Source organism: Streptomyces gottesmaniae (genome assembly GCF_031845845.1).
Taxonomy (GTDB): Bacteria; Actinomycetota; Actinomycetes; order Streptomycetales; family Streptomycetaceae; genus Streptomyces; species Streptomyces akebiae.
In genome coordinates this window covers 108,826-127,001 of record NZ_JAVRFJ010000033.1, presented here as the reverse complement: position 1 = coordinate 127,001, position 18,176 = coordinate 108,826, and the positions used below count along the sequence as shown (strand labels likewise).

Here is an 18,176-nt window from a genome sequence, read left to right as displayed (position 1 = left end):
ACCCCGCCCCGCGCCCGCCCCACACTCGGCAGCCTCACCGCCGCCTTCTCCCGGGCCCGCCGCGTCTCCTGGATCACCCCACGGGGCGAACTGCTCGCGCCGCCCAGGATGTCCGCCACCGTCGTACGGCTCTTCGTCCAGATCTGCCTGGTCATCTACCTCTGGCGCGGGCTGTACGCGAACACCGAATCCAGCGCCGGGCTCGACGAGACCCAGGCGGTCGGCTACGCCGTGCTCGCCGTGCTCGCGAACCGGATCTGCGGCCTCGACCGGCAGGCGGGCCGCGACATGGTGATCCAGCATCTGCGCTTCGGGACGATCGTCTACTGGTACCTGCGGCCGATGAAGCCCCAGCGCTACTACGCACTGCGCGCCCTCGGCGACCAGCTGTACGGCTTCGGCTGGGTGCTCGCCGGATACGTGCTGTGTCTCGCCGTGGGGGTCGTCCCTCCGCCCGCCTCCCCCTCGGTGGCCGGGGTCTTCGCGGTGAGCATGCTGCTCGGTCAACTCGTCCTGTACTACGTGATGATGCTGGTCGACCTGCTGTGCTTCTGGACCCTGCGCAACGAGGCGGCCCTGCTGATCCTGGTCTTCGCGCAGAACCTGCTCTCCGGTGTGTACGCCCCGCTCTGGTACTTCCCGGACTGGTTCATCACGCTCAGCTCGTTCCTGCCGTTCCAGGCGACGCTGAGTGTGCCGCTCTCCATCTACGTCGGCCGGATCGAGGTCGCTGACGCCTTCGGGCAGCTGGCGGTCCAGGCCGTCTGGGTCGTCCTGCTCGCGCTGCTCACCCGCCGGCTCTGGGACCTGGCCGGCCGTCGCGTCGTGTCCCAGGGAGGGTGACCATGACGACCCCACACAGCACCGCTCACCAGGGAGCTTCCCAGGGAACGTCCAAGGGGGCCTCCCAGGGAGCTTTCCAGGGGGCTCCCCCTACGGCTCCCCAGGCGATTCCCCACGGCCCCGCGCACGCCTGGCGCGTCGTCTGGCGGATCACCAAGCTCAACTTCAAGGCCCGGCTGGAGTACCGGGGCGAGTTCCTGATGGGGGTCGCCGTCGGGGCGATCTGGCAGGTCTCCATCGTCGTCTTCGCCTCGGTGCTGCTCACCCGGTTCCCCGGCCTCGGCGGCTGGTCCAGCTCCGACGTGCTCCTCATCGCCAGCATGCGCATGCTGGCCCACGGGCTGTACGTGCTCTTCCTCGGCCGGATCCAGTACATGAACCTGCTCGTGCAGGAAGGAGTCGTCGATCCCTGTCTGATCCGCCCGATGCCGGTCTACCGGCAGGTCCAGCTGACGTTCTTCCCGGTCAACGCCATCGGTGACCTGGTCGTCGCGGTCGGTCTCTTCGTCGCCGCGCTCCAGCGCAGTTCCCTGGACTGGACGGCGGGCCGGATCACCTACGTGGTGGCCGGTGTCCTCGGCGGCATGCTGGTGGAGGCCGCGCTCTTCACGGCCCTGGCCGCCGCCGCCTTCCACTTCCCGGCCACGTCGTACTGGAGTCAGTGGCTGGAGGAGCTGATGGGCACCTTCGGCAGCTACCCGCTGAGCATCCTCCCGAAGGCAGCGTCCGCCGCGTTCACCTTCGTCGTGCCGCTCGCGTTCATCGCCTACTTCCCGGCCGGTGTACTGACGGGCCACGGAGACGCGATGGGCGTACCGGAGGCGCTCGCCGTCGCCTCACCCTTCATCGGCCTCACCGCGTTCGTCCTGTCACGGCTGCTGTGGAACTGGAGCCTCAGCAAGTACACGGGCGTCAACGGGTAGGAGAGAAGAGGGGCAATGTACTTGCTCAGTGACTCAGTGACTCAGTGACTCAGTGACTCAGTGACTCGGTGACTCGGTGACTCGGTGAGTCGGTCGCTCAGGTCGCCCAGATGGCTCAGTTGCTCAGTCGCGTCGCCAACCCGTCCAGCACCCGGTCGAGGCCGTACTGGAACCCTTCCTCCCGGGCCGCCCGGGGATCCGTGCCGCGCTGTTCGGCGTAGCCCTCGCGCAGCAGCGGATAGTCCTGGGCGGCCTCCTCGGCGGCGGGCCACAGCTGTTCGACCATGCTCTGCTCGTCCTGGCCGCTGCGGGCGAGGACGTTGAGCCAGGCGGCCTCGGCGGTGGCCGTGCCGGTGACGTACGCGACGACCGTCGTGAGCGCCCGGTCGGCCTCGTCGGCGGGGAACCCGGCGGTGGTCAGCAGCCTCAGCATGGCCTCGGAGACACGCATCCAGTTCGGGCCGAGATAGGACATGCCCAGCTCGCCGAGCACGGAGGCGAGCCACGGGTGGCGCAGGATCGTGGTGCGCAGACTGTGGGCGCAACTCGCCGTATCGGTACGCCAGTTCGCGGCGTCGGGGGTGGTGGTCACCTCGATCTCGCCGTAGATCTCGTCGACGGCCAGCTCCAGCAGCTCGTCCTTGTTGGCGACGTGGCGGTAGAGAGAGGTCGCGCCGGCCCCCAGGCGGGCGCCGAGCTTGCGCATGCTCAGTGCGTCGATGCCCTCCTCGTCGAGCAGCCGCAGCGCCTCGGCCACGATCTGCTCCCGGCTCAGCGCGGGCTGCTCCCGCCCGGTCCGGGGCCGGGTCCAGACCGACTGGAACCCCTCCTGCTTCCTGGCCGGCTTCTCGGGTGCCATGGGGGCGTGTCTCCTCCGCCTTCTGCCTGCGTACGGCTGACGCGCCCAGCGTACGGTGTTCGCAGTGTCCCCGGTTCACTGCGTGGCGCGCCCGGCGGAAGTCAGACCTCCGGTACGCGCCGGAACATCCCCGCCACCGCCAGCTCCCCCTCGATCCGCCCCACCGCGTCCCGCAGCTCGGGCAGTACCTCCGTCACGCACTCCTCGACCGACCGCCGGCTGCTGTGCATCGCGACGTTCACCGCGGCGACGACCCGTCCGCCCCGTTCCCGGACGGGCACCGCGATGGACCGCAGTCCCTCCTCCAACTCCCCGTCCACGAGGGCGTATCCGGCGTCCCGTACCCGCTCCAGTACGGTCAGCAGCTCCCGCCGGTCGGTGACCGTGCGCGGGGTCAGCGGGGCGCGACGCTCCGGCAGGGGCACCTCGGGCAGCAGATCGGCGAGCATCACCCGACCCAGGGACGTCGCGTACGCCGGCAGCCGCGTCCCGAGGGTGATGTTGACGCTCATGATGCGGCTGGTGGCGACCCGCGCCGTGTACTGGACCTCCTGCCCGCCCCCGGTGAGGACCGCGAGGGACGCCGAGTCGTGGACGCGCGCGGAGAGTTCGGTCAGGTGCGGCGCGGCGATCCCGGGGAGGGGCACCATCGACAGGGGCGGGAAGCCCAGACCCAGCACCCGGGGCGTCAGGCGGAAGAACCGGTCGTACGACTCGACGTACCCGAGGTGTTCGAGGGTGATCAGCGCGCGCCGGGCCGTCGCCCGGGCGAGCCCGGTGGCCTGCGCGACCTCGGTGAGGGTGAGCGCGGCCCGGCCCTCGCCGAACGAGGTGATCACGGTGAGCCCCCGGGCGAGCGACTCGACGAACTCCCGGCCCAGTTCCTGCTTGGAGGCACCCGTCCAGGCGGCGAGCCCTGAGGACCCCGGCCCGCCGTCCCCGACGGCGGCACCGACCCCGCGTACCTCCCTCGACCCTCGCGTATCGCGCGCATCCCGGGTATCCCGTGGCTCTCTCGACTCCCGCAGCTCTCGTTCCATCTCCGCCACCGTCGCCCGCAGCCGGGGCAGCAGCGTCGAGCGCAGCGACTCCGCGGTGTGCCGACTCGTGTGGCTGACGACGCTCGCCACACACACGACCCGTCCCGTACGCGGATCCCGCACGGGCACGGACACCGCCACCAGCCCCGGTTCGATCAACTGGTCGTCCAGCGCCCACCCCTGGGCCCTCGCCCGAGCCGTACGGTCCTCGAAGTCGTCGTAGGCGCCGCCGCGCGGAGGCACCGCCGGGAAACCGCGGCCCTCCGGGTCGGCCGCGCGGCGGGCGCGCCACCGGGCCCAGTCGGCCGGGTCCCACTCGGTGGCGAACAGCGGGCCGGGCGCGGTGCGTTCGGCCGGGAGGAGGTCGCCGATGCGGAAGCTGAGGGACATCGCACGACGGCGGGTGGCCTGGTGGATGAAGCGGACTCCGTCCTGGTCGCCGACCGCCAGGGACACCGACTCGTCGAGCTCGTCGGCGAGGGCGTCCGCGTGGGCGTCGAGGAGGCGGGGGAGGCGGATGGCGGCCAGATAGGCGTTGCCCAGCTCCATCAGCCGGGGGGCGAGGACCGCGTCACGGCCGTCCAGCCGTACGTAGCCCATGCGGGCCAGCGTCGCCGTGATCCGGTCCACGGTGGAACGCGCGAGCCCCGTCGCCTTCTCCAGCGCGCTCGGACTCAGCGTTCCGTCCGCTTCGGTGAGCCGGCGCAGCACGGTGATCCCCCGCATCAGGGGTGCGACGGCTTCGGCGGGCGCGGAGGCGGAGGCCGTGGCCGCGTCCGCGTCGGGGGCGTTCGGGAGCATGGGTTCACGGTAATGCGGCCCGGCCGCGCCGCCGCGCGGGGCGCCTGCCGACTGGGGCGGCGGACTGCCAAGGGCGCAGGGAACTGCCAGGGGCGCGGGGAACTGCCAGGGGCGCGGGGAACTGCGCGAGCAGCCCGACGCACCCGCACTTGCCCACGCAGGCACTCCACACGCACCCTCACCTCACCGCCGACTCACCACCACCCGATGGTTCCCCCCGACATCCACCCCCGCCACAGCGATCTCCACCCCCGCCCGCGCGTCCTTGAACGTCTCGCCGGGTACGAACGGCGCGTCGGACAACTCCGCGTGGACGTTGGGGCTGCGGGTGCACCCCCCGCTGTCGCGCCGCGAGTCGTGGACCTTGATGGGGCCGTTGCCGGTGTCGACGGCCGCGTCGACCCGGTAGACGAGCACCCCCGGCCGGCACACCACCGCGTCGTTGCCCGCCCGCGTCCGCAACTCCGCGACGTACGCCGTGCGGGAGCTGAGCGGCACGACGACCAGCTTCGCGCCGTCCCCGGTGGCGAGCGGCGTCAGGACGTACTCCGCGGAACCGACGGTCGCCACACAGGCGACCTGCGTCTCGTCGAGCCAACCGAGCTTCCACTTGTGCCAGCCCAGCATGTCGTTGTCGACGCCCCAGTCCTCGCTCATGATGTCCCAGTGCCCGACCGCGCCCCCGCCCTCGTGGGTGTAGAGGTCGGGGAGGCCGAAGACATGGCCGTTCTCGTGGGGGAGCACCCGGTACCCGGTCTCCCCGTACGAGCCCGAGCCGTCGTCCTGGCGGCTGTAGACGAAGGACGCGTTGGCGACCGGCACCCCGTCCGCGACCGGCGCCTCCCGGTTGCCCGCGAACGTCACCGACAGGACGGTGTCCAGGGCGGAGGGACCCGCGTTCGGGGTGACGAGGACGTTGACGAGGTCGTACGACCGGAAGTCCACGAGCGGATCGGCGACCCGCACCATGTCCTCGACCAGCCGGCGGTAGCCGGGCTCGAAGGGGGCGCCGCGCTCTATGTCGTAGGAGCGGAAGGATCTCGGCATCCGCAGCCACTCGGTGAGCGGGGCCTCGGGACGGTAGTCGATACGGCCGTACGAACTGGTCCTGAACCATTTCTGGGTCTGGGGCGCGAACTCCGCGAAGCGGTCCATCGCGCTGCCCTCACCGGGGGCGTCGGAGAAGTCGATCATCAGGTTGAGGGCGCGGACCGTACCGGTGGACCGGGAGTAGCCGGGTGGGGTCGGGACGCCCTCGGACATCTGGGTGCCGAGCGGGCCGCGGATCATGCAGGGACCGAGCGCCGAATCGCGGACCACGGCGGTGGCCCCCGCGGCCGTCGCCGTGTCCTTCGCCATCAGGTGCCCGGTCCCGGCGGAGGTGCTGACCGCGAGCGTGAGGGCGGTGACGGACGCGAGCGCCACGGCCCGGCGCGGACGTATCCGGCGCCGAGGTGTCCGGCGTGGAGGTATCCGGCGTGGAGGTATCCCGTTTCGGCGGAACGGCTGCTGCATGCCCGCGCCCTTCGCTCCACGGCAGCCGTCCGGTGACAAGGCTGCGCCCTCTCGATCACCCTGGGTCGGCGGATGCGCGGGCGCGCGCTGGAAGGTCCGAACGTGGGGTTCACCTCCGGGGAAGCGGGGTTCAGCTGCGGGGGCGGGGGTTTCACCTGCGGCGATGCGGGGTTCAGCTGCAGGGACGGGGGTTTGACCTGCGGTGATGCGGGGTCCACCTGCGGGGACGGGGGGTTCGCCTCCGGCGAGGCGGGTTCCCTTCCGCAGGCGTGGGCCGCGAGCCGGGCTCATGTGACTCAGGTCACTCAAGAAGTCTTCGGTCCGGGGAAATAACCGGGGATCGTTTCCCCGTTTAACCCTTCGTCCGAGCGAAACGGGGACTCCATCCCCGGATCGTCACCGGTCGCCCCCCACACCACTGGATCAGGCAGAGGAGTACGCCGTGGAGAGCAGCACCGCCACCGCCGTGCGCCGCAAGGTGGCTCGCCCCCGGGCGGACGCCCTGCGCAACCGGGAGCGGATCGTCACCGCCGCCCGGGAGATGTTCGTGGAGTTCGGCCCCGAGGTGCCGCTCGACGAGGTCGCCCGCCGGGCCGGTGTCGGCAACGCCACGCTGTACCGCAACTTCCCGGACCGTGACGCACTGGTCCGTGAGGTCGTCTGCTCGGTCATGGACCGCACGGCCCTCGCGGCCGAGGTCGCGCTCACCGAGACCGGTGACGCGTTCGAGGCGCTCTCGCGCTTCGTGCACACCTCGGCCGACGAACGGGTCAGCGCGCTCTGCCCGATGGTCCAGAGCACGTTCGACAAGCATCACCCCGACCTGGAGGCGGCACGCGAGCGCCTGGAGGAGCAGGTCGAAGGGATCATGCGGCGCGCCCGGGACGCCGGGCAGCTCCGCCCCGACGTGGGCGTCGGCGACCTGATGATCGCCGTCAGCCAGCTCAGCAGGCCGCCGGCCGGCACCCAGTGCGCGGGCGTCGACCGCTTCCTCCACCGCCATCTGCAACTGTTCCTGGACGGACTCCGGGCCCCGGCCCGCTCCGAACTGCCCGGCACCCCGGTGACCGTGGAGGACCTACGGAGGCCCTGCCCGTCCTGAGACCCACCCCAGCCCTGGCCCTCGATTCCGCAACCTCAGTCCTGGCCCTCGACTCCGGGACACCTGTCCTGACCCGCTGAGTTCACGGCTCGCCGACGACGCCGACGACGAGCCGCTACCCCGCGACGCCCTTCGCGTCACCCGATACCGATTTTTTTCCGTCACGAAGTCCCGAAGTGGGTATCCCCATGTCCGAAACAGTCGGCACGTCCAAGACGTCCAAGCCGTCCGAAACCGACGACGCGCACGCCAACCGCTGGAAAGCGCTCGTCTTCATCGCCCTCGCCCAGCTGATGGTCGTGCTCGACGCGACCATCGTGAACATCGCCCTCCCCTCCGCCCAGCAGGACCTGGGGATATCCGACGGCAACCGTCAGTGGGTCATCACCGCGTACGCCCTGGCCTTCGGCGGTCTGCTCCTCTTCGGCGGCCGTATCTCCGACCTCTGGGGCCGCAAGCGCACCTTCGTCACCGGCCTGATCGGCTTCGCCGGCGCCTCCGCGCTCGGCGGCGCGGCCACCGGTGAGGCGATGATGCTCGGCGCCCGCGCGCTCCAGGGCGCCTTCGGTGCGCTGCTCGCGCCCGCCGCGCTCTCCCTCCTCGCGGTGATGTTCACCGACGCCAAGGAGCGCGCCAAGGCGTTCGGCATCTACGGCGCGATCGCCGGTGGCGGCGGCGCCGTGGGCCTGATCCTCGGCGGCTTCCTCACCGAGTACCTGGACTGGCGCTGGACGTTCTACGTCAACATCCCGTTCGCGGTGATCGCCGCGGTCGGCGCGTACTTCGTCATCCGTGAACCGGCGGGCGGCCGCAACCGCTCCCCGCTCGACATCCCCGGCGTGGTCCTGTCCACCCTGGGTCTGGTCAGCCTCGTCTACGGCTTCACGCGGGCCGAGTCCGACGGGTGGGGCGACTCGATGACGATCACCCTGTTCGTCGCCTCCGCTGCGCTGCTCGCGGCCTTCGTGTTCGTCGAGTCCAAGGTCAAGGCCCCGCTGCTGCCGCTGCGCGTGATCACCGAGCGCAACCGTGGCGGTGTCTACCTCTCCCTCGGCCTCGCGATCATCGCGATGTTCGGCCTGTTCCTCTTCCTGACCTACTACCTGCAGATCGTGAAGGGGTACTCCCCGGTCAAGACCGGCTTCGCCTTCCTGCCCATGATCGTGGGCATGATCACCGGCTCGACCCAGATCGGCACCCGGCTCATGACCCGGGTCCCGCCGCGCCTGCTGATGGCCCCGGGCTTCCTGGTCGCCGGTCTCGGCATGCTCCTGCTGACCCAGATGGAGATCGACTCCTCGTACGTCGGTCTGCTCCTGCCGGCCCAGCTGCTGCTCGGCCTCGGTATGGGGACGGCGTTCATGCCGGCGATGTCCCTGGCCACCTACGGTGTCGAACCGCGTGACGCGGGCGTGGCCTCCGCCATGGTCAACACCTCGCAGCAGGTCGGCGGCGCCATCGGTACGGCCCTGCTGAACACGATCGCCGCCTCCGCCACCACGTCCTACGTCGCGGACCACATCGGTTCGGCCACCTCGAAGCCGGCCGCGCAGCTGGTCCAGCTCCAGGGCATGGTCGACGGCTACACCAGCGCCATCTGGTTCGCCGTGGCCATCCTCGTGGCCTCCGCCGCGATCGCCTTCACCTTCGTCACGACGGGCAAGCCGGACATGACGGCGACCACGGCCGAGGGCGAGGACGCGAACGAGGTCAAGGTCCCGGTGATCGCCCACTGAGCAGGGAACTCGACGGGCGCTGACGGAACGGGGTGGAGCAGGGGCGCGAGTCCCTGCTCCACCCCGTGCCCGTTGCCCGCCTCGCCCGGACGGAAAGGCCCGCAACGGGCCCGCAGCGGCCCCGCAACGGACCCGGAAAGGGCCGACAAAGCCCCCTACCGCAGCCAGGGCAGGTCCGCGCCCGCCTCGGTCGGCTGAAGTCCCTCCGCGACGATCTCCATGATCTCGCCGAGGGCTTTCTGCTGTTCCGGCGACAACCGGTCGAACAGCGCCTGCCGCACCGCCGCCACATGCCCGGGCGCGCTCTTGGACAGCATCTCGAACCCGCCGTCCGTCAGGACCGCGAACTGGCCCCGCTTGTCCACGGGGCAGTTCTCGCGCCGGACCCAGCCGTTCTTCTCCAGCCGGGCCACGGCGTGCGACAGGCGTGATCGCGTGATCTTCGTCTGCATCGCCAGCTCCGTCATCCGCAGCCGCCGCTGCGGCGCGTCGGACAGCACCACGAGCAGGTGGTAATAGAGGTGCGGCATGCCCGCGTCGCGCTGCAACTGGCGGTCGAGATGGTCTTCGAGCAGGGTCTTGGCGTGCACGTAGGCGAGCCAGGTGCGCTGCTCCTCTTCAGTGAGCCAGCGGGGTTCTTCGTCGGCGGATGCGGTCTTCATGCCACCACTGTACGAGGCCCCTCCTTGAATTTTGAACTATAGAGATGTAAGGTGAAACAAGAAATATTGAGACTTCAACTACTGGGGAGTCGGGAGAGGTCTCAAGCGCCTGGCGTGCCGGGCGCGACCAAGGAGACAAGAAGCGACCGCCGGGCCCACCGAGGCGTGTGTGTCGTGTGCGTCGCGCATGTGTTGAGGGAGTCACCCCTATGTCCGCCGCCACCGCCGAGCGCATGCCCGCCCTGTACCTGAGCCACGGGGCCCCGCCGCTCGCCGACGATCCGATCTGGCCCGGCGAACTCGCCGGCTGGGCCGCGACCCTGCCCCGCCCCAAGGCGGTCCTCATGGTCTCCGCCCACTGGGAGGAGGCCCCGCTCGCCCTCGGCGCGGTCTCCACCGTCCCCCTGGTCTACGACTTCTGGGGCTTCCCCGAGCACTACTACAAGGTCCAGTACGGCGCCCCGGGCGCCCCCGAGCTGGCGGCCTCGGTCCGCAAGCTGCTCCAGGCCCCCGGCACCCCCGTCCAGGACATCCCGGACCGGGGCCTCGACCACGGCGCGTACGTGCCCCTCGTCGAGATGTACCCCGACGCCGACATCCCGGTCCTGCAGATCTCCATGCCGACCCTGGACCCGCTGAAGCTGATGGAGGTCGGCCGCAAGCTCGCTCCCCTGCGCGACGAAGGGGTGCTGATCATCGGCTCCGGCTTCTTCACCCACAACCTCGCCGCCCTGAGGCAGCCCGGCGTCCCCACCTGGTCCACCGAGTTCGACGACTGGGGCCACCGCGCCCTGGAGTCCCGGGACTGGGACGCCCTCCTCGACTTCCTCCACAAGTCCCCGGCCGGACAGCTGGCCCACCCCCGCACGGAGCACTTCGCCCCCCTCTTCGTCACGATGGGCGCGGCCGAGGCCGCCGGGGAGCTCGACGCCCAGAGGTCGGTGATCGACGGCTTCTGGATGGGACTGGCGAAGCGGTCGGTGCAGTTCGGCTGATCCCGCGGGCACGGGGGTCGGCCGACCCATGAGCGCGGGTGCGGGCCCGGGCCGCTTACCTGACAGGTCATCGACCCGGGCCCGTACGCCTGCCAGGCTCGACGGCGTACGCAGCCCGTCCGACCCGACCGATCCGATCGGCGGGTCGACGCGACCGACCGGAGGGACCCATGCCCGCCTACGCCATCGCCCACCTGAAGGACGCCGCCCCGCATCCGGAGATCGCCGAGTACATCGAGCGCATCCCCTCCACCTTCGAGCCGTACGGCGGACGCTTCCTCGTGCACGTCACCCCGCACGAGGTGAAGGAGGGGAGCTGGCCCGGGGCCGTCGTGGTGATCGGCTTCCCCGGTATCGACGAGGCGCGCGGCTGGTGGGACTCGCCCGCCTACCAGGAGATCGCGCCCCTGCGCGCACGCCACATCGAGGGCGACATCATCCTGGTCGAAGGGGTACCCGAGGGCTATGACCCTCGTACCACCGCGAAGACCATGAGGGAGTCCCTGGCCGCCGAGCGGTGAGCCCGGAGGCTTACAGCTCCTTCTCGTACCAGGCGACGTCCCAGTACCGCCCGAACTTCCGCCCGACCTCGCGATAGGTGCCGACGTGCCGGAACCCGAAGCGCTCGTGCAGCCGGGTCGACGGCACGTTCGGCTGGGCGATGCCGGCGTAGGCGCGGTGCACGTCCTCGTCGGCGAGTGCCTCGAACAGCGCCTTGTACAGCAGCGTGCCCACGCCCAGGCCGGCCGCCTCCGGGGCGAGGTACACCGACACCTCCACCGAGGTGTCGTACGCCTGTTTCGCGCGAAACGCGCTGCTCGTGGCGTACCCCAGAATCCGCTGTGAACCTGTCTCGGCGGCAACCATCAGACGATGCCGTCCGTCTTCAAGGTGGGAGAGCAGCCAAGGGCGGCGCTCCTCCGGGGTGAAGACAGCGGTATCGAATGTGATGGGCGTCTCACGGACGTAGTGGTTGTAGAGGTCGGTGAGAGCGGCGAGGTCGGTCTCGACTCCTGGTCTGACCTGCACCTCTGCGGACTCCGCTGACATCACGCCTCCTCCTGTGGCGGCACAGGGTACTGCAAGATCAGAAAAATAGTGGGACGGGTTGGGAATTCTGTCCTGATTCCAGTCGTTGTTTCCTTCGGAAGCAGGGCACTCGGGAGAGTGTCCGAGCGGCCGCATCACGACCCACGTAGGACCAGATACGACCCTGCCAGCCCACCATCGCAAGGGAGCACGCATGGCAACCCGTGCCGTCGCCGCTCGTCGTTCGTCCGCCTCCGGCCGGACCGACGCGGCTCGCAGCGTTCGCGCCTCTGGCGGCGAGATCGCCGACCGCGACCTGGTCGGCATGTACCTCGACGAGATCGCGCGTACACCGCTGCTCGACGCCGCCAAGGAAGTCGAGCTGTCCCAGATCATCGAGGCGGGTGTGTTCGCGCAGCAGATCCTCGACGGCGAGGAGGAGCCCAGGGCGGGCGCCACCCGCGACGAGCTCGAAGCCCTCGTCGCCGACAGCGAGCGGGCCAAGGACATCTTCATCCGTTCGAACCTGCGCCTCGTCGTGGCCGTCGCCCGGCGGTACCCGCGCAGCGGCCTGCCCCTGCTCGACCTGATCCAGGAGGGGAACGCCGGCCTGGTCCGCGCGGTGGAGAAGTTCGACTACCGCAAGGGCTTCAAGTTCTCGACGTACGCCACCTGGTGGATCCGTCAGGCCATCACCCGATCGATAGCGGACCAGTCGCGCACCATCCGGCTGCCCGTCCACCTCGTGGAGGAGCTGGGCCGGATCCGCCGTGTGCAGCGCGAGTTCAACCGCGAGCACGGGCGCGACCCCGAGCCCGCCGAGATCGCCGCCGAGCTCGGTTCCAACGCGGACCGCGTCAGCGACGTCCTCGACTGGGCCCGTGACCCGGTCTCGCTGAACATGTCGGTGGACGACGACGGTGACACCCAGTTCGGCGACCTCCTGGAGGACACCTCCGCGGTCTCGCCCGAGCAGTCCGTGATGACGCTGCTGCGCAGCGAGGAACTGGACGATCTCATCGGGCGCCTCGACCAGCGCACCGCGTCCATCATCAAGATGCGGTACGGCATCGAGGACGGCCGCGAGCGCACGCTCACCGAGGTCGGCAAGGAACACGGTCTCACCCGTGAGCGGATCCGCCAGATCGAGAAGCACGCCCTGCTCGAACTGAAGAAGCTCGCCCGCGACACCGGTTTCGACGCCGTCGCCTGATCCGGCCCGGGCATCGACCAGGGCCCCGTAACGGCCCGCCCTCCTGGGGCCGCCACGGGGCCCGGCCCGGCCTACCGCCGTACGCCGACCACGGCCCCCGGTCGTACGCCGGCCACGTCCTGACCGCACGTCACCCACACTCTTGGTCGTACTCTGCCGCTGATTGGTCGAAGTACACCGCTACTTGGCCGTACAACGCCGCTACTTGGCCGTACTACGTCGCTTCAACTCCCCGTTCCCGGGGCACAAGACTTCCGGGCCCACGACTTCACCGGCCCGGAGCCGTGCGGCCCGGGACCCGGAGTCCGACCGCCGCGACCGCAGTCATCCGAAGCCGAGTCCCGACGCTCTCCCCCCAGCGCCGGGACTCTCCCAGAGCCGGGCTTCGGCGCCTCCCCCCCCCCCTGGCGCCGAAGCCCGGCTCGATGTCCGAAGGGCCGCTGTCGCCGGCTGCCGCTTCCGCCGCCGCCTGCCGCTTCCACCGCCGCCCCGCACGCCGACGGGCCACCCCGGACCTGAACCCCGGGGTGACCCGAACGGCAGATTGTGCCACAGAGGCCCACTCCGCCGGAGGCCCCGCGACGGCCGTCCCCGCACGTCAGAGGCACCGTAGGCACCGTTCACCCGTGCCTCACCCGTCGGCGTCCCCCGCCGCCCGTGCCAGTCGGGCCCCCAACTCCCTTACGTATCCCACCAGTTCCGGTGGCCGATGCACCGTGAAGTCGCAGTCGACCACCGCGAGCCGGACCGCCAGCCACTCCACGGAGTCCCCGACGGAGGCCCGCAACCGGCAGCTGTGCTCGTCGACGGGCTCGGGCGTACCGAACCAGCGGGGCAGCCGGGCCGCGATGAACTCGGCCGGCGCGGCGAAGGTGACGTCGCACTCGTACATCTCCTGGCGCCGGTACATCGACTGCTTCAGATACTCCTCCGCACTCCCCGTCGGCAACTCGCGCGGCGTGAACCGGGCGCCCGTGGCGAAGGGCTCCTCGACCCGGTCCACCCGGAAGGTCCGCCAGTCGGCGCGGTCGAGGTCGTACGCGACGAGATACCAGCGGCGCCCGGTCGAGACGAGCCGGTACGGCTCGCAGTGGCGACGCGAGTCCGTCCCGTCGCCGGAGCGGTAGGCGAACCGCAGCCGCTCGTGCCCCGCCACCGCCGAGGCCATCACGGTCAGCGTCTCGGGCGTGACGGTCGCCCCGTCACCGCTGGTCAGGGGAGTGGTGGCGGCCTGCAAGGTGGAGACCCGGTGGCGCAGCCGCGACGGCAGCACCTGTTCCAGCTTGGCGAGCGCCCGTACGGACGCCTCGTCCACCCCCTCCACCGCGTGCCCGGCCCCGGCCCGCAGCCCCACGGCGATCGCCACGGCCTCCTCGTCGTCCAGTACGAGCGGGGGCATGGCCTTCCCCGCGACCAGCCGGTAGCCGCCGTCGGCCCCCATCGTCGCCTGCACCGGGTAGCCGAGCTCCCGCAGCCGGTCGATGTCCCGCCGCACCGTACGCCGGGACACCCCGAGCCGTTCGGAGAGTTCACCCCCAGGCCACTCGCGGGGTGTCTGGAGGAGGGAGAGGAGTTGGAGGAGCCGCGCCGGAGTGTCCGTAGTCATGCCCCGAGCATGCCGGAGAAGTAGGACACCATCTGGCCTATTGGCCCTCTAGGTTTCCCTGCATGACCTCGACAACGAGCGCCCTGAAGGGGCGCGGGACCGATACGTCCGCCACTCCGGCACGCGGGCGCGATCAGGCACAAGCAACCGCCGGCGACCCGACCACGGTCCCGGTCACGGAGACGGAGGCGGCGCTTCCCGCGCCCCCGGGCTCCGACCGCCGCCGCTGGATCGCCCTCGCCGTCGTCATGACGGCCGCCTTCATGGACCTCGTCGACGTCACCATCGTCAACATCGCCATCCCCTCCATCCAGCGGGGCGAACTCGCCACGTTCAGCCAGATCCAGTGGATCACCGCCGGTTACGCCCTCGCCTTCGCCGCGGGACTCGTCACCGGCGGCCGGCTCGGCGACATCCACGGCCGCCGCCGGATCTTCCTCCTCGGCATCGGCGGCTTCACGCTCGCCTCCGCGCTCTGCGGTCTCGCCGCGAACCCGGAGATGCTGGTGGCGGCGAGGATCGCGCAGGGCGCGACCGCAGCGCTGATGGTGCCGCAGGTGCTGTCGATCGTGCACGCGACCTTCCCCGCCCACGAACGCGGCAAGGTCTTCGGGCTGTTCGGCGCGATCGTGGGGCTCGGCGCGGTCTCCGGCCCCCTGCTCGGCGCCCTGCTCATCGAGTGGAACCCGCTCGGCCTCGAATGGCGGGCGATCTTCCTGATCAACCTGCCGGTCGGCGTCGCGGGCATGGTCCTGGGCCGCCGTTTCATCACCGAGTCCAAGGCCCCGCAGGCCCTGAAGCTGGACCTCGTCGGCGTCGCGCTCGTCACCGGCGGACTGCTGATGCTGCTCTACCCCCTCACCCGGGGCCACGAGACGGGCTGGCCGCTGTGGGGCCACGTCTCGATGGCGGGCTCGCTCGGCGTGTTCGCGGCGCTGGTGGCGTACGAGCGGCGCAAGTCGGCGCGCGACGGCTCCCCGCTGATCGAACTGTCCCTGTTCCGGGTCAAGAGCTTCGCGGCCGGTATCGCCGTCCAGACCGTGTTCGGCATCGCCCTCGGCGTCTTCTTCCTCGTCTGGACCCTCTACCTCCAGACCGGCCTCGGCTGGAGCGTCCTGAAGGCCGGCCTCACCGGCATCCCGTTCTCCCTCGCCGTGTCGGTCGCGGCCGGGCTGTCCGTCCAGAAACTCGTCCCGCGCTTCGGCCGCAAGGTCCTCCAGGCGGGCGCGCTGCTGATGGCGGCCGGTGTGCTCCTCTACCTGGCGGAGTCCGAACGGTACGGCCTCGCCCTCACCCCCTGGCAGATGGCGCTCCCGCTGACCGTGATGGGCGCGGGCATGGGACTCATCGTCGCCCCGCTGACCGACGCGATCCTCTCCGGGGTGCCGCGTGAGCACGCCGGTTCCGCGTCCGGGCTGATCAGCACGGTCCAGCAGATGGGCAACGCCCTCGGGCTCGGTCTGGTCGCCGTGGTCTTCTTCGGCGTCATGGACGACCGTCCGGCGCCGTCCGACCTCGGCCCCGCCTACGTCGACGCCTTCGAGTACGCGCTCGGCTGGGTGGCCGCGGTCCTGATCGCGATCTTCCTGCTGATGTTCGCCCTGCCGGGACGTTCCGCAGCGGACGCGGACGCGGGCACGGGCACGGGCGCGGGCACGGGCGCGGGCACCGAGGAGCCGGCCGTCGCGGCCGACTAGACCGGCCGGCGCGAGAGTGGGGCCCCGTACCTTCGTGGGTGCGTGGCCCACTCTCATGCCGTAGGGGCGAGCCGGAGGATCTCCCGACGCCCGATCATGTCCGAGTCGGCCCGAGTGTTGCCCGAACCTGTTTACTTTTTGGAAATCCGGGCGTAGCCTCCGAGCGAAACCACAGAATCGGGCATCAGTCGGAGGTGAACGGACATGTACGCACCGGAGCGGCAGCAGGAGATCCTCCGGCTCGCCCGTGACGGCGGCCGGGTGGACGTGGTGTCGCTGGCGGAGCAGTTCCAGGTCACGGCCGAGACGATCCGCCGCGATCTGAAGGCCCTCGACCGCGCCGGCCTCGTCCAACGGGTGCACGGCGGCGCGATCCCCGCCGGCCGCCTGGACTTCGAGCCCGACCTCGCCGAACGCGAGGGCACCGCGACCGACCAGAAGGACCGCATCGCACAGGCCGCCCTCGCCGAACTCCCGAACGACGGCACGGTCCTCCTCGACGCCGGTACGACCATCGCGCGCCTCGCCGCCGCCATCCCGCTGGAGGCCACGCTCACCGCGGTCACGCACAGCCTGCCGATCGCCGCCCGCCTCGCCGACCACCCCGGCATCCAGCTCCACCTCGTCGGCGGTCGCGTCCGCCACCGCACCCGCGCCGCCGTGGACGCCTGGGCGCTGCGGGCCTACGGCGAGATCCGCGCCGACGTCCTCTTCGTGGCCGCCAACGGTTTCTCCACCGACCACGGCCTGACCACCCCCGACCTCGCCGAGGCCGCCGTGAAACGGGCGGCGGTGGCCGCCGCCCGCCGCGTGGTGCTGCTCGCCGACTCCTCCAAGCACGGCCAGGAACACTTCGCCCGCTTCGGCGACCTGAGCGACGTGGACCTGCTGATCACCGACACCGGCCTGAGCCCCGAGGACGCACTCGCCATCGAACGCAAGGGCACCGAAGTGCTGCGCGTCCCCGGCACCGAGTCCCCCGGCGGCTCCGGCACGAGCCGGACCGCCGACGGGACCCACGACAGGACCCACGGCGCAACCCGCGGCCGGACCGACAGTCGGCCCGACGGTCGGCCCGACAACCGGACCGCCGACGCGATCAACGGCCGGACCGACGGCCGGAAAGAGCACCTCGCATGATCCTCACCGTCACCCCCAACCCCTCCCTCGACCGCACCTACGAGGTCCCCTCCCTCGACCGCGGCGAGGTCATCCGGGCCACCGGCGAACGCATGGACCCGGGCGGCAAGGGCGTCAACGTCTCCCGAGCGGTCGCCGCCGCGGGGCGCCGTACCGTGGCCGTACTGCCGCTCGGCGGCGCGCCGGGCGCACTGGTCGCGGACCTGCTCGACGCGCAGGGAATCGAGGTCGCACGCGTGACGGTGGCCGGGGCCACCCGTTCCAACATCGCCCTCGCCGAGGCGGACGGTGTCCTGACGAAGATCAACGCGCCCGGCCCCGAGCTCTCGGCCGCCGAGCGGGAACTCCTCCTGGAGACCGTCCACGCCCAGTCCGCCGACGCCTCCTGGATCGCCTGCTGCGGCAGCCTCCCGCGCGGCCTCGCCCCCTCCTGGTACGCCGCACTCGTCGCCCGCGCCCACGCCGCCGGCGCCCGCATCGCCCTGGACACCTCCGGCCCGGCCCTCCTCGCCGCGCTCCGCGAACGCCCCGACGTCGTCAAGCCCAACGCCGAGGAACTCGCCGAAGCGGTCGGCCGCCCCCTCGCCACGGTCGGCGACGCCGTCAAGGCCGCCGAGGAACTCCGCGAGATGGGCGCCGCCGCGGTCCTGGCCAGCCTCGGCGCCGACGGACAACTCCTCGTCAACGCCTCCGGCACCTGGTTCGGCACCGCCCGCGTCGACGCCGTCCGCAGCAACGTCGGCGCCGGCGACTCCTCCCTCGCCGGCTTTCTCATCGCCGGCGGCCACGGCCCCGAAGCCCTCGCCTCGGCCGTGGCCCACGGCGCCGCCGCCGTCCAACTCCCCGGCAGCGTCATGCCGACCCCCGGCGACCTCGATCCGGCAGCGGTGACGGTGACGGCGGAGGTACCGGCGGATCGTGCGCTGAGGGAGCCGGTGTCATGAGGGCCGTGAGCGGGCGGCCGCGAACGACCCTTCGTTTTTCCTTCCCCCTCGCCCCCCGTCCGCCCCTCCCC

Annotated in this window: 15 protein-coding genes and 1 pseudogene; 10 read left to right on the top strand and 6 right to left on the bottom strand. The window is 71.2% G+C overall.

What is annotated here, in order from left to right:
- The first annotated feature begins 108 nt into the window (after positions 1-108).
- Together RM704_RS31710 and RM704_RS31705 are read left to right on the top strand one after the other, a co-directional pair.
- Positions 109-843, top strand: a complete 735-nt coding sequence (locus RM704_RS31710) for an ABC transporter permease (protein ID WP_438828966.1) — start codon at positions 109-111, stop codon at positions 841-843.
- A gap of 2 nt (positions 844-845) precedes the next feature.
- Positions 846-1,766 (top strand): ABC transporter permease, encoded by a 921-nt coding sequence (locus RM704_RS31705; protein ID WP_311591522.1) that lies wholly within the window; start codon positions 846-848, stop codon positions 1,764-1,766.
- Between the two features lie 115 nt (positions 1,767-1,881).
- Here RM704_RS31705 and RM704_RS31700 read toward each other — a convergent pair whose 3' ends face one another.
- The 3 genes from RM704_RS31700 to RM704_RS31690 all read right to left on the bottom strand — a co-directional run bounded on the left by RM704_RS31700 (position 1,882) and on the right by RM704_RS31690 (position 5,981).
- A complete protein-coding gene (locus RM704_RS31700) occupies positions 1,882-2,625 on the bottom strand; it encodes a TetR/AcrR family transcriptional regulator (protein WP_033531899.1) in 744 nt (247 codons plus the stop codon).
- A gap of 101 nt (positions 2,626-2,726) precedes the next feature.
- The gene (locus RM704_RS31695; RefSeq protein ID WP_033531900.1) at positions 2,727-4,466 is read right to left on the bottom strand and encodes an IclR family transcriptional regulator domain-containing protein; all 1,740 of its coding nucleotides are present in this window, start codon (positions 4,464-4,466) and stop codon (positions 2,727-2,729) included.
- A 183-nt stretch (positions 4,467-4,649) separates the two neighbouring features.
- Positions 4,650-5,981, bottom strand: coding sequence for a M6 family metalloprotease domain-containing protein (locus RM704_RS31690; protein ID WP_078937490.1), 1,332 nt, complete (start codon positions 5,979-5,981; stop codon positions 4,650-4,652).
- A gap of 442 nt (positions 5,982-6,423) precedes the next feature.
- On the opposite strand from RM704_RS31690, the gene RM704_RS31685 reads away from it, so the two are divergent.
- Positions 6,424-7,083 (top strand): TetR/AcrR family transcriptional regulator, encoded by a 660-nt coding sequence (locus tag RM704_RS31685; protein WP_033531902.1) that lies wholly within the window; start codon positions 6,424-6,426, stop codon positions 7,081-7,083.
- A gap of 188 nt (positions 7,084-7,271) precedes the next feature.
- On the top strand, positions 7,272-8,819 hold the full coding sequence (locus tag RM704_RS31680) for an MFS transporter (protein WP_078937491.1): 1,548 nt from the start codon (positions 7,272-7,274) through the stop codon (positions 8,817-8,819).
- 155 nt (positions 8,820-8,974) lie between these two features.
- Here the strand turns inward: RM704_RS31680 and RM704_RS31675 are convergent, their stop codons facing one another.
- On the bottom strand, positions 8,975-9,481 hold the full coding sequence (locus RM704_RS31675) for a MarR family winged helix-turn-helix transcriptional regulator (protein WP_033531904.1): 507 nt from the start codon (positions 9,479-9,481) through the stop codon (positions 8,975-8,977).
- 209 nt (positions 9,482-9,690) lie between these two features.
- Between RM704_RS31675 and RM704_RS31670 the strand changes: the two genes are divergently transcribed.
- Together RM704_RS31670 and RM704_RS31665 are read left to right on the top strand one after the other, a co-directional pair.
- Entirely contained in the window at positions 9,691-10,476 is a 786-nt protein-coding gene (locus RM704_RS31670) for a dioxygenase family protein (protein ID WP_033531905.1), read from the top strand.
- Positions 10,477-10,646: 170 nt separating this feature from the next.
- A complete protein-coding gene (locus tag RM704_RS31665) occupies positions 10,647-10,997 on the top strand; it encodes a DUF1330 domain-containing protein (protein WP_033531906.1) in 351 nt (116 codons plus the stop codon).
- Positions 10,998-11,007: 10 nt separating this feature from the next.
- Here the strand turns inward: RM704_RS31665 and RM704_RS31660 are convergent, their stop codons facing one another.
- A complete protein-coding gene (locus tag RM704_RS31660; protein ID WP_033531907.1) occupies positions 11,008-11,526 on the bottom strand; it encodes a GNAT family N-acetyltransferase in 519 nt (172 codons plus the stop codon).
- Positions 11,527-11,719: 193 nt separating this feature from the next.
- On the opposite strand from RM704_RS31660, the gene RM704_RS31655 reads away from it, so the two are divergent.
- On the top strand, positions 11,720-12,718 hold the full coding sequence (locus tag RM704_RS31655) for a sigma-70 family RNA polymerase sigma factor (protein WP_033531908.1): 999 nt from the start codon (positions 11,720-11,722) through the stop codon (positions 12,716-12,718).
- 631 nt (positions 12,719-13,349) lie between these two features.
- On the opposite strand, the gene RM704_RS31650 is transcribed toward RM704_RS31655, so the two are convergent.
- Positions 13,350-14,324 (bottom strand): helix-turn-helix transcriptional regulator, encoded by a 975-nt coding sequence (locus RM704_RS31650; protein WP_033531909.1) that lies wholly within the window; start codon positions 14,322-14,324, stop codon positions 13,350-13,352.
- Positions 14,325-14,386: 62 nt separating this feature from the next.
- Here RM704_RS31650 and RM704_RS31645 point away from each other — a divergent pair, with 62 nt between their 5' ends.
- The 3 genes and pseudogenes from RM704_RS31645 to pfkB all read left to right on the top strand — a co-directional run bounded on the left by RM704_RS31645 (position 14,387) and on the right by pfkB (position 18,105).
- Entirely contained in the window at positions 14,387-16,021 is a 1,635-nt protein-coding gene (locus RM704_RS31645) for an MFS transporter (protein WP_052146504.1), read from the top strand.
- Positions 16,022-16,225: 204 nt separating this feature from the next.
- Positions 16,226-16,981: pseudogene (locus RM704_RS31640) on the top strand (DeoR/GlpR family DNA-binding transcription regulator); the annotation flags it as partial.
- Between the two features lie 176 nt (positions 16,982-17,157).
- A complete protein-coding gene (gene pfkB, locus RM704_RS31635; RefSeq protein ID WP_033531910.1) occupies positions 17,158-18,105 on the top strand; it encodes a 1-phosphofructokinase in 948 nt (315 codons plus the stop codon).
- Positions 18,106-18,176 lie beyond the last annotated feature (71 nt).